This window comes from Bradyrhizobium manausense, assembly GCF_001440035.1.
In the GTDB taxonomy this organism is placed as follows: Bacteria; Pseudomonadota; Alphaproteobacteria; order Rhizobiales; family Xanthobacteraceae; genus Bradyrhizobium; species Bradyrhizobium manausense.
This window is the reverse complement of the sequence record NZ_LJYG01000044.1, coordinates 130,925-142,553: the sequence shown is the minus strand read 5'-3', so window position 1 is coordinate 142,553 and position 11,629 is coordinate 130,925. Positions and strand designations below refer to the sequence as shown.

General features: G+C 59.5%; 9 protein-coding genes and 2 pseudogenes. 4 read left to right on the top strand and 7 right to left on the bottom strand.

Going from position 1 to position 11,629, the window contains the following annotated elements; genetic code table 11:
- Positions 1-1,089 (bottom strand): IS3 family transposase gene (locus AOQ71_RS10295; protein WP_157083384.1). Its coding sequence is split into 2 segments (ribosomal slippage), with 1,090 coding nucleotides annotated over them: positions 1-843 and positions 843-1,089; the frame shifts between segments, so codons are not numbered across the junction. This gene is flagged as partial in the annotation.
- Between the two features lie 15 nt (positions 1,090-1,104).
- Here AOQ71_RS10295 and AOQ71_RS45000 point away from each other — a divergent pair.
- Complete coding sequence (locus tag AOQ71_RS45000) at positions 1,105-1,515, top strand: hypothetical protein (RefSeq protein WP_157083470.1); 411 nt, start codon at positions 1,105-1,107, stop codon at positions 1,513-1,515.
- An 879-nt stretch (positions 1,516-2,394) separates the two neighbouring features.
- A complete protein-coding gene (locus AOQ71_RS43005; protein WP_245316829.1) occupies positions 2,395-3,249 on the top strand; it encodes an N-6 DNA methylase in 855 nt (284 codons plus the stop codon).
- A gap of 458 nt (positions 3,250-3,707) precedes the next feature.
- Here AOQ71_RS43005 and AOQ71_RS10270 read toward each other — a convergent pair whose 3' ends face one another.
- Positions 3,708-3,998, bottom strand: coding sequence for a DUF3892 domain-containing protein (locus AOQ71_RS10270; protein ID WP_057745412.1), 291 nt, complete (start codon positions 3,996-3,998; stop codon positions 3,708-3,710).
- 1,894 nt (positions 3,999-5,892) lie between these two features.
- Here AOQ71_RS10270 and AOQ71_RS10255 point away from each other — a divergent pair.
- Positions 5,893-6,114: a DUF6894 family protein gene (locus tag AOQ71_RS10255; protein ID WP_057745406.1), complete on the top strand. Its 222-nt coding sequence runs from the start codon at positions 5,893-5,895 to the stop codon at positions 6,112-6,114.
- Between the two features lie 1,262 nt (positions 6,115-7,376).
- Here the strand turns inward: AOQ71_RS10255 and AOQ71_RS10250 are convergent.
- Positions 7,377-7,916, bottom strand: a complete 540-nt coding sequence (locus tag AOQ71_RS10250) for a hypothetical protein (protein ID WP_157083469.1) — start codon at positions 7,914-7,916, stop codon at positions 7,377-7,379.
- An 804-nt stretch (positions 7,917-8,720) separates the two neighbouring features.
- Here AOQ71_RS10250 and AOQ71_RS45900 point away from each other — a divergent pair.
- On the top strand, positions 8,721-9,173 hold the full coding sequence (locus tag AOQ71_RS45900; protein WP_057745401.1) for a hypothetical protein: 453 nt from the start codon (positions 8,721-8,723) through the stop codon (positions 9,171-9,173).
- Between the two features lie 8 nt (positions 9,174-9,181).
- On the opposite strand, the pseudogene AOQ71_RS44995 reads toward AOQ71_RS45900, so the two are convergent.
- The 4 genes and pseudogenes from AOQ71_RS44995 to AOQ71_RS46620 form a co-directional block, all read right to left on the bottom strand.
- A pseudogene (locus AOQ71_RS44995) lies at positions 9,182-9,342 on the bottom strand (IS5/IS1182 family transposase); the annotation flags it as partial.
- 50 nt (positions 9,343-9,392) lie between these two features.
- A complete protein-coding gene (gene tnpC, locus AOQ71_RS10235; RefSeq protein ID WP_057745442.1) occupies positions 9,393-10,985 on the bottom strand; it encodes an IS66 family transposase in 1,593 nt (530 codons plus the stop codon).
- 93 nt (positions 10,986-11,078) lie between these two features.
- A complete protein-coding gene (tnpB, locus tag AOQ71_RS10230; protein ID WP_057745396.1) occupies positions 11,079-11,426 on the bottom strand; it encodes an IS66 family insertion sequence element accessory protein TnpB in 348 nt (115 codons plus the stop codon).
- A pseudogene (locus tag AOQ71_RS46620) lies at positions 11,423-11,629 on the bottom strand (hypothetical protein); the annotation flags it as partial. The gene tnpB and the pseudogene AOQ71_RS46620, both read right to left, overlap by 4 nt.

The following is an 11,629-nucleotide window of genomic DNA, read 5'->3' as shown; positions in this document are numbered from 1 at the left end:
CCCGCCGCGGATGGCAGGTGGTGGCGAACTCGGATGGCGTCCTCCATCCGAGCCGTGAGTGTGGTCGTGTGTCGTTGTAATCCGCGCGCCAGCATCCGAGCGCGACGCGGGCCTGGGCCAGCGAGGTGAACAACGTCTCGTTCAACAATTCATCTCGCAGCCGGCCGTTGAAGCTCTCGATGAAGGCGTTCTGCATGGGCTTGCCGGGCGCGATGTAGTGCCAAGCGACGCGGCTCTGATCGGCCCACGTCAGAATGGCGTTGCTGGTGAGTTCGGTGCCGTTGTCGCTGACCACCATCTTCGGCTTGCCGCGCTCAATCATCAGCCGGTCCAGCTCCCGCGCAACGCGGGTGCCCGAGAGCGAGGTGTCGGCCACCAGCGCCAGGCACTCGCGGGTGCAATCGTCGACCACGGTCAGAATGCGGAAGCGACGGCCGTCGGTGAGCTGATCCGACACGAAGTCGAGCGACCAACGATCGTTGAGGGCCATCGGCGCCATCATCGGTGCCCTGGTCCCGATTGCCCGCTTGCGGCCACCACGGCGGCGTACCGCGAGCCTCTCTTCCCGGTAGAGCCGGAAGAGCTTCTTGTGGTTGACCAGATAGCCCTCCCGCTTGAGCAGCACGTGCAGGCGTCGATAACCGAAGCGACGGCGCTCCTGGGCGATCGCCCTCATGCGCTGGCGAAGGTCGGCTTCGTCCGCCCGGGTCGTCTGGTATCTCATGGTCATGCGGCAGCAGCCGATGGCTTTACACGCCCGCCGTTCGCTCATCCCGTGGGCATCCACGAGATGCGCGACAGCTTTCCGCTTGGCCGCGGGCGTCACCATTTCTTTCCCAAGAGGTCCTTCAACGCCGCATTGTCCAGCATGGAGTCGGCCAGCAACCGTTTCAGCCGCGTGTTCTCGTCCTCCAGCGTCTTCAGCCGCTTGGCCTCCGACACCTCCAGCCCACCGAACTTGGCCTTCCATTTGTAGATGCTGGCGTCGCTGACGCCATGCTTGCGGCAAAGTTCGGCGACCGACACGCCGGCCTCATGTTCCCTCAAAATCCCGATGATCTGTTCTTCCGTAAAGCGGCTGCGCTTCATGCTCTGGTCCTTGTCGTGGGCCAGAACGAACTTCAAACTGGATTAAGCCCGTGGGGCAAGGCCACTCCGGTACGACATGAGCCTAGCGCGCGCACACGATTTCGCGTCACCGTCGAAAATGAAGAGACCCTTGCAGAGATAGTGTTTGGTCCCGACATTTATCCTGGCACCAGCGTTGTTGATCCGAATTCGTCACTGAGTATGCAAGCTGCCGCCGCTCACGAGCTTTGTCATTATTACCGCTGGAGAGACAAGACTGAAGTGGAGGACGGTGTGCTGGTGCATGTCGACGAAGCGTTGACCAGTTTAGAAGCCGTACTCCGCTTCCCGAAGCTTGGCGAACACGATATCAGGCAGCTTGTCTCGGATGCTATTCAACGGCTGCAGATATTTGTACAAGAGAAAAATAGCGAACTTAGGACATGACGGCACTTCGGCACATTTTTTTCGCGAGCTGCCTACTCTCAATCGCTTTCGAAAAGCAGGATGAGGAAGACGTCAGCTGCTCTGAGAGCCGCTCTTAATTCGACCGCGAGCGGTCCTCGCGACGTTGCGGCGTAGACATCGTTAAGCTCGCCTTCCAGAAGTCCGTTGGCAACGATGAGCGCCCGGACAGCCGCACGGACATCGCCGTCGCATGCTGCGTTTCACCCGATCGGCCGCCAGCTCCAGCGGATCTAGCTCCGGAATCGATTTGAGATCGGCGGGCATCGGAATTCCGTGTTGACGCGCCACCCGTATGTTCTTATTTTGTTCTAATGTCAAATTGAAACGCGGGGGAGGCCCACCGGCCGAGCTGTCGCGTCCGCGCGCGCTGTCTCCTGGGATACACATTGAAAGCCCGGTCAGGGTCCGGCAGCGCGACTACCAGGCGGCCTTGGACATGCACCACTTGTGGGCCAAGGGCAGGAATTGTCCCCAATGCGGCAACAGGGACGTGAATGTGATCTTCGAGCCGCCGCCGATGGTTGGGACCATCGCGGGCGGTCGACAGAAGGGGAGTGAGCTATGAGTGATGATTGGCTGCCTGAGGCTCAGCCACAGAGCATGGTGCGGCTTTTGACGCTGGACCGCAGACCACTCTCCGAACGGCCTAAGCTCCGCGATCGTGGATTAGTGGATTTTCGTCGCGTTTGCGACCAGGTGGGCATCTCGATCGCGAAACCGATACGATACGGCCAATGCCAGCAACGCGTCACAACTAAGCTGTGAGCAGTCTGGGGAGGCAGCTTTTCACCCGTTGACAGCGACGTCTAAACTTACGCGCAGTGCTGCACGCGTAGGTATAGTCGGAAGAGTATTCGGGTGATTCGCGACAAGGAAGCTGCTGTGGTGCAACGCCTCTCACAGAAAGAAGCTGGCGCCTATTTTACGCCGGACCCGGTCGTCTCGACGCTCCTGCGTTGGGCGGTCCGGGATGAAAGCGATCGGCTTCTCGATCCCTCGTGCGGAGACGGAAGGTTCATCGCTGGGCATCGCAATTCCGTTGGTATCGAGCAAGACATGGACACGCTCGGAACCGCAATGGCGCGGGCTCCCTGGGCGCTTGTGCATGAGGGCGATTTCTTCGCTTGGGCTGCGGAGACTGCAGAGCGCTTTGACTGTGCCGCCGGCAATCCGCCATTCATTCGATACCAGTCCTTCAAGGGTGATATTCGGGCTCGTGCGCTCGGGCTGTGCGCCAGACTGGGGGCCGAATTTACCGGTCTCACGTCTTCGTGGGCCCCTTTCCTCGTTGCTACCGCTGGCCTCTTGAAACCAGGTGGCCGAATGGCGTTTGTCGTGCCCGCCGAGATCGGGCACGCCCCATATGCGGCTCCGCTGCTGGACTATCTGGTTGAGCACTTCGCCACGGTTCACGTTGTTGCAGTTCGCGAAAAACTCTTCCCTGATCTTTCGGAGGATTGCTGGCTTCTCTTTGCCGACGGACATGGAGGCAAGACGAATGAAATCCGGTTCTCCGTCTTGAACAGGTTTGCTCCATCGGCAAGGCCGCCGCGGCAATGTATCCGTGTTAGCGTTCGCGAGTGGAGAAGCGCTTGGAAGCGGCGACTGCGTCCATTCCTCGTTGCAGATGACGCGCGGGATCTCTACCGACACGTCGCTGATCAGGCGGATACGCGACGCTTTGGAGAGCTCGCAAGCATCGGTATCGGCTAGCGGACCGAATGGGCACAGTGGTCGAAATCGGCTCTCGAAATACAGGTATCACCGTGCTGTTTGATGGTGCTGCAAGATCAATCGTTCTACACCGGGACTACATAACGCCGTCGAAGAAATAGAATTTGCGACGCGGACAGCTTCGACATCGGCCTTGGGGCCGCCCAGGCAGCCCAACCAATCCTGGTAGGTGCCTGGGAGGCTTTTCGCCGATACAATTTGGCGGCGCCCCGTGGGCTTGACTCCACCTCGCGGAGCCGGGGTGCAGCTTTATGAAGAAGGTGAGGCTGGCCGCCGAAGTTAGTGGCGCGTGGGACAGCGCTTCGTTGTCCGTCACGAATCGCCGAGTCACGTCGCTGCTAACTTCACCGGCAGCGCGGGTGTGGCAGGGACAGCGTCGCTTCGCATTTCCCGGCGCCGAGTCGCGCCCGCGCTGCTTACGGTCACTGAGACTGAGATCATCCGGGGCACTCGGCTAGGAGCGGGAGAACATTGTCTGGTTGAATGTCGTCGGCCGTCGTCTTGATGTACTTGTGCCCGTTGTGCGTGGCCCAAACCACACCAACCCTGCGTCCATTTTCTTCGACATAGAACTCCCATTCGGCGCTCTCGATGTCTTTGACAACCTGTTCGATGGATCGCTTCCACGGCTTTCCATCGGGGTTTACTCCGCCGACGTGTGTTATTCTTTCGTCAGGATTCTTTCTGTCCGTCTTGTTGGCGTAACGAATGCGTGCGCGTTTTGCCATTTGAGTCTTTCCTAAATCTGCAAGCCTGAGGCACTAGCTTAGACCGGGGCAGTCAATTCGACCGGCCGCCAATTCAGGTAGGTGCTTCCAGTCCTTCTCAGCGATACTCCTTGATCGCCCCCCTTGAGAATTTGGGCCCCTCGGGAGCAAAGGTGGCCAGCCTCTGTCTTCGAGGACGGGCTGGCCACCAAAGTTTGCGACGCAAGCCCATAGGGCAGTACAGGCCAACGGACGCACATATTCGAGCGGCACATCGCGGCCCTGCGGTCGCAAGCGCTTGCGGTGCTTGCAGCCAATCAGGCTCGCGCGGACGATCAGTCTCTGAGTCTATCAGGTCGCCAAGTTGCGACACTTGATGCCGAGGAGGCTCAGGCAATGGTAGACATACTCGATAGCGTGAAACCCAGCCTCGGGCCGAAGGAGGCGCGGAAGATCGCTGCACGCATACGCACTCTTCTAGGAGAGCCGCGTGAGTGCCAACCGGCGGTTCGGGTAGGTTGCCTGCGAGACTTTCGCCAGCGCGGCGCGCCCAAGCTCATTGATACATTGATGATTGGCGCGCTGAATTGCACCGGCTTTGGACAGTTCGGGCCAGGCGGCCGTCAGCTTTCGGAAAGCTAGACCGCGTAAAACGCCTTTGAAGTTGGCGGCGAGTGGTAGGGACAGCGCTCACCCCGTGTATGCGTGGGGGCTTTGGGGCGCCGAGTCGCGTAGCTGCTAACTTCACTGGGCAGCGCGGGCGCGCTTGCAACAGCGCCTGATCCATTCCACTCGACCAGCGCCGAGTCGCGCCCGCGCTGCTTCTTCTCTTGAGGCTCAGAAAAGCGATGACGGAGCAGCAACGCGTGGCATTCGGCGGCGTTAATGTTTCAGTTGCGACGCCGGATGTATTTCAATTCTCTCGGCCGTCATAACGACGCGCTTCGCGGCGTAGTTGGGGAGGGAGCTTTCGGTCAAGTCAGCTGGGATAATTCGAACATTCTTTCGGCAAGCGGGCAGGTGAGCCATCGCCTGGATCTCCGCGCAGTCGCTCTTCAAGGCTTCCCGTTCTGCCGCAGGTGCGACAGACTTTGCAGAAACAATCGTAACCATTCCGGGCTGAGGTGCAATGCAGTGGTAGCCGTCCACGGCGTAGAGGCACCTCACGTTTCGAATCTCGATAGGCTGCCCGATAAACTTTGCAGGGGCAGCATAAAGGTCATCTGAATCAACGATCTTGAAGTCGTTCGGGCTGAAGTACGAGACGAATTCTCTAATGTTCGCTGTTTCCAGCCCGGGGGCGTCCGCAGCGAGCGCGAGCCGCGTCGAACAGAGTACGATTGTAGCTCCAAGAAGGTGCGCAAGCCTCTTCCGCTTAAGAAAGGTTCGTTTGTGCCCCTTCGGAGTCGGCCTTCCTTTTCGAATGATGAATCGACGCAATTTGCTGCAACCTCTCGGCCGTGATGTCTATGGGCGTACAGTCGGAACGTGTTCGGTTAAGGGCATTCCGAGTGAATGATGCGGGCCCACCAATTCGGGTAGGTGCCGAGCGGCCCCTTTCGCGGCGATATCGCTTGGCGGCCGTAAATCAATCGGATCAACGCGCGACACCGGGTCAACAGGTGGGCAACCTGTAATGCGAGCGTCGCGCGTTGCAATTCAGAAAGGGGCTCGCCTCAAATTAGCTCGCATTCCTACTAACGAGATATCCCTGCCAGCTTCTGATAATTGAAGTATGACCGAGCGGGCTGACGAGAAGCTGTCGAGACAATCCCGAAGAGATAATGATGCGGGCTCAAGCGTTCCGCAGAGGGAGGCGGGCGATGGCGCGGGTGCACAGCGATCCCTGTCAATTTAGACAGGCGCGCCCCGGCCTGATGTTGGCGCATGACCACACTGACGAGGGGCCAAAGCTATGCAGCGCTATTATTTCCCGATCATCCACAACGGTCGCTTTCAGCCAGACAGCGATGGTGAGGTGTTTGGCTCGGCCGATCTCGCGGGCCAGTACGGCGCCAGTGTTGCGCGGGGTATCGGTGGCGATCCCGACTACGATCCTGTTAGCGAAACTGTCGTGTTGGTCGTTGATGACGCCGGTGCACGACGGCAGCCAAATGAAACGAAGAGGGTCAGTTGAATGAGTGTTCGATGCGCGTTGTCTCATTAACGTATCCAGAGAATCTGAATAATCAACCTTAGGTTAGGTAGGTACTCATCTCAACGGCCAAGTACCCACCTGTAACGCCATGCAGCGTTTCTTGCCTGGGTACAAGCATACCCTGTGCGTGCCGTGGCCTGTAGCTCGGCGCCGTCGGTGCTGACCGCAATGAGCACGCCGCCTGCGCATTGCGCCGCTCCATGAAAGCCTGGCAGCGCTCATGCAACGGTTGTTGTTGATACCCCAATACATCTGAGCAAACTGTCGGCATTCGATCCGATTTTGGCGTAAGTAACAACTGGACGGCGCCTATGGACTTCGATCTGTGTCCGACCGAAGGGCCGAGCCGGTAAACGGGCGCAGACTGCGATCGATACTGCTGAATCGGAAAGCTCGGCATCGCTTTGAAAACAGGTGCCGGGCAAGTAGATAGCAGCAGGCCGCGGTCAAGACATTGAGCTTCGGCAGCGTTACAGGGGCGTACGACCACGAGCGAAAAGGAAACCAAAGACCTCATCGTGGCTCCCCCCAAGCTTCCGAATGAAGAAGTGCAGGATGCCACCTTGGCGTGTAGGAAGTCAACCGCTTGCACTGATGAAGACTGTGCTTTGGTTCTGTCTCTGGGTTGGACTCGGGATCTTGGACCGAGCCCATTCATGGCTAATCAAGACGCTGTGACCCGCTGCTTCGTTCCGTTTTTGAGGGGTTCACAAGGTGCTGTCGGTCACGATACACTCGCTTGAGCTGGTTGCCTTGATCAATCCACTGTCGTCGTTGGCCCGAGTCTTTAAAATGAGATCTCATCCAGCACAGCTTCTCGAGGAGTCGCATTGCTGGCTTACTACATCGGCAATTCCGCGCGTGAACTTGGGAGGAGAAGGTCGGCGTAACTACGAAGTGAGAGCACTTTGTTTGGAGAGCTTGGCGCTTCTGGGGTGAGTCTGGAGAACCAAATTACCTCGCCGTATGATGATAACGAATCCATATTCGGCAGCGTTTGTGCAGTTGACGCAAATCAAGTTTGCCTAAACTGGGAACTGGCCCGTCAGTTGGTGTTCGCCTACCCGATTCCGCACTTCCGACGGCACAACCTAACGTGATCGGGGCTTGTTGGAATGCCTGCGCGTGCAGCGAATAGCTAGCGCTAGCATCCGTCCGAGGACACCGCTACCAACAGCGTCCCGAAGGAAAAGTGCTTCGCTAGCCAAATGAGTGGATGCTCTGTCTTGAGCACGTCATATCTAGGACGCATCGAAATCGCGAGGTGTCCATTCCTCTCCGGGTTCTAAGTCAGTTACGTCAACTACATGGCCCGTGCCTTCAACCGTCCACCCTCCCATCTTGGCTGCCCCCTCGTAGGTGGCCATTCGTCGAGAGATAACCACTTCGTCCGTAGCGATGTTGTAGAGCTTCACTTTGTAAACGGTGGTCCTGGCCATCTCTATTTCCATTTGCTCTTGATCTGCGTCGTCGGCGTATCCCTGCACATGGATCAGCACTAAGTTGCCCCGCCTGGGCAGCGGCGCAAGCTTGTCGAGGATGTGCTGCGGGGCTCCTTCTTTGATCTCTACGCCGTATCCGTAGACCAACCCGTCGTCGTTGGCGATCTCGTGTATCGTATACTCGATTTCATTTAATTCATTGGGCGTGAGGTAAAGTGCCGCGGCAATCGCCTCGGCTTCCTCGCGGTCGTACTCATCGTCAAGCTGCCCGCTGCTCATTGCGCACCCCTGATCCAAATGCCGTTTCCTATCAACTTCGTCTGCATCGACTGCCAGCATATGCTTCAACGCCTTTACGTAATGAGTGTGAGTGGTGAGATTCGATCGAGTATCCTGGGCGGCGCTCGCGACTTGGGCATTTGGCAAAGCTCGGTATTCTCAGCGAGTGGGAATCAGTTCACGTCTCGAAGGTAATTCAGCATACTGTTGCACGCATTCTCGGCCTCAGCGAAGCTTTGGAGCGGCCAGCCGAGAATCCTGATCGAGCCACGGCTCTGGGTCAAGCGGACGCCACGAGGCGACGTAGCCCGACCTTCCGCGGAAGCCACGACCGGTCGGGCTCTGGAAGCTGATCACGAACGAATAGCCGCCGCTGCTCGCACTCCATATTTCCAGGTCTTCGGAAGCGCGATGGAATTGCAGAGGCATCAGGCTCCGTTCGCCTGGTCAACCCGAGGACGAAATGCTTCGGTCGATCGAAATGACGGGTCAATACACGGCAGCTCTCGTCGGAAAATTGCCTTTCCTCGTCAAGCCATGGCATAGATCTGGAATTCCTAGCAGCTCGGCTTATCCGGTCTAGCCAAGGTTTGTAGCGCCAAGAGGGGCATGCGGCGCCTACTAGGATTGGCGGTTGCCCAAACATTTAGCTGCGCCAGAGACACGGCCTCGTGCGAAGCAAATTGAGCTTCGAAAATGCACTTAACTTCGCGAGTTGTAACAGCAAGCGCGTGCTCACCTACCAGGACTAGTTGTTGATTACGGCGAAGGAGGCATGCCAACGTTGCTAACGAAGCTGACGCTGGTCAAAGCGCCGGCTTGCCAAAGGCAGGGGGCGTTCGCAAATAGTAGAGGAGAGATATCATGGATCGCTCTGTCGCCGCTATCGCACTGACGTGTTTGGGAATCGCCCTTTCCAGTGTTGCCGTCGCACAGACGGTTAGACAGGATAACAACACCCTTCCAGGGCAGGAGCGCGCTCTCAGCGTTGCGCCCGGCTCAGTGCAGCCGACCAGAGGAGTCGTGTTTTTAACAGCGGCAATCAATTCAGACGGCAGCATAGCGGGCTGCTTCGGTTGCAACACCGCGAACACCAAAAGGTTAGGGGCTGGCATATATCAGATCGATTTCGGGCACAACGTACAAGCAATCAAGGGTTGGAGTCGGTGGGTTCAGGCGGACACCTTGACGATCGGTGCGGAAAACGCTTGGTGTAACACTGCTGATCGGGCCGGCAACGACAATGCAGTTTGGGTGAACTGCCAGACTAGCAGTGCGCCGGTTGATGCATCCTTTTTCTTGTTCGTCGCAAGGTAAAGCGACCGAGCCGCACGATGTTTCATCTTGCGCCGGATGGAAGCCGTGACGCGGCGGACCAGCCCCGAGATCCAGACCCTGAACCGATGCGGGTGGTTGTGGCCGCGGTACCCTTTGTCGACATGGCATGGAGCACGAACTGTCCACCCTTCGGGAAGGTCACGGGGGTGTAACCGTCCGGTGAGGGCCGCGGGATGATCGCGTGGCGCGGTGGCCCGATCAGGCCGCAGACTGAACGGGGGTTCTGTTCCAATCCCAAGGCAGCAGCTCATTGAGCTGACCTTGAGGGGTGCTGGCGATGCGGGCCAAGACGTCCGCCAGCCAGGCTTGCGGATCGACGTCATTGAGCTTTGCCGTCATGATTAGCGTCGCCATGGTGGCGGCGCGGTCGGCACCACGTTCGGAGCCGGCGAAGAGCCATGACTTGCGGCCGAGGGCAAAGCCGCGCAGCGCGCGCTCCGCCGCATTGTTTGTCAGGCAGATCCGCCCATCATCGATGAAGCGAGCAAACCGGTCCCAGCGGCGCAGCATGTAGTCGATTGGCTTGGCGACCGCGGACGAGTTTGACAGCCGGGCACGCTGCTCGCGGAGCCATGCTTCCAATGCCGTCAAAGGCGGAGCGCTTTGCTCCTTGCGCATGCGCAGACGCTCTTCGGCGCTTTGGCCGTTGATGCTGCGCTCAATATCGAACAGCGCATCGAAGCGCTTGACCGCCTCCAGGGCAATCGGCGAGATCGCTGCGGCATTCTTGTCGCGCCTCGCATTGGCCGCGATGTCCGCCAGCTCGAAGAACTGGCGCCTGGCGTGGGCCCAACAGAGTGCGGACGTGATCGGCCCCTGCGCGCGCGAGGCGTCATACAGCTCGTTGTAGCCGCTATAGGCGTCGGCCTGCAGGATGCCGGAGAAGCTTTGGAGATGCCGTGTGGGATGCTCCTGCCGCCGGTCGCGCGAGGCGTAATAGAGCGCGGCCGGCGGCGCCCGTCCGCCAAACGGCCGATCGTCGCGAACGTAGGTCCAGATATGTCCCTTGACCGTCTGGCCCTTGGCCAGGATCGGCACCGTGGTGTCATCGCCATGCAGTCGCTCGGCGGAGAGGACGTGATGCTCGATCAGCCGATAAAGCGGCTGCAGGGCCACCGCACAGGCGCCGACCTGGTCAGCCAGTGTCGACAGACTCAGATCGATGCCCTCCCGGGCGTAGCGCTCGCTCTGCCGATTCAAGGGCTGATGCTGGCCGAACTTCTCGAACAGGATCATGGCCAGCAGGTTCGGCCCGGCAAAGCCGCGCGGCGTCACGTGGAAGGGGGCTGGCGGCTGGGTGATCGTCTCGCAGTCCCGGCACGAGAACTTCTCGCGCACCGTCTGGATCACCTTCCACTGCCGGGGAACGACCTCCAGCGTCTCGGTAATGTCTTCGCCCAGCTTTGATAGCTTCGATGAGCCACAGCAAGGGCAGCTCTGCGGTGCGGCGATCACGACCCGCTCGCGCGGTAAATGTTCGGGGAACGGTTTGCGCGACGGACGCTTGCGCTGGAAGGATTGTACCGTCTGTGTCTTGGCCGCCGCCCTCTCGGCCGCCAGCTCGTCTTCGGTTGCGGTTGCTTCCAACTCTTCGAGCTCGAGCTCCATCTGCTCCAAGAGCCGTGCCTTGCGCTCCGAGCGGCTGCCGTAAATCTGGCGACGCAGCTTCTCGATCTCGAGCTTGAGGTAACTGATCAGGGCCTCGGCCGCCTTCGCGTCGGCAGCTTCTGCTTTGGCGCTCGCCGCAACCGCTTCCGCTTCCAGGCGCGCGGCGCGCTCCGCGAGGATCATCGCATGCGCGGCGGCCAGATCGGTGGGGAGCGATTCAGATGTGGTCACGATGTTGATGGAATCACATCCATCACGATCCGCAAGCTCAAAGCCTCATCCGACCGACGTCGGTCGCCACGTCTCCTGTGGGTGCCGCCAGTCGATTCCGGACAAGAGATAACCGAGCTGCGCCGACGAGATCGTCACCACACCCTCGGTCGGGCTCGGCCAGATGAAGCGGCCGCGCTCAAGGCGTTTTGTGAACAGGCAGGCGCCCTGGCCGTCATGCCAGATCACCTTCAGCAGGTTGCCACGGCGACCGCGAAAGCAAAACAGGTGGCCGCCCAGCGGGTCGCGATGCAAGATCTCCTGAACCTGCAACGCCAGCGACGGAAAGCCCTTCCGCATGTCGGTATGGCCGGTCGCAAGCCATACCCGCACGCCGGCCGGCAACGGGATCATCGCGGCCGTCCATCAGTCAGCGCCGCCACGACTGCGCTTAGCGTCGCCGCGTCAACCGCACCGGTGATCCGCATCCGAGCGCCGGCAGCGAACTCAATCTCGATCGCACCGCAACTTCCCGAGGGCGCCGTCAACGGTTGCCGGTCTGGCGCCATGGAGACTGCCGCAAAACGGACCTCATCGTCCTGCCGCTGCATCGGCTC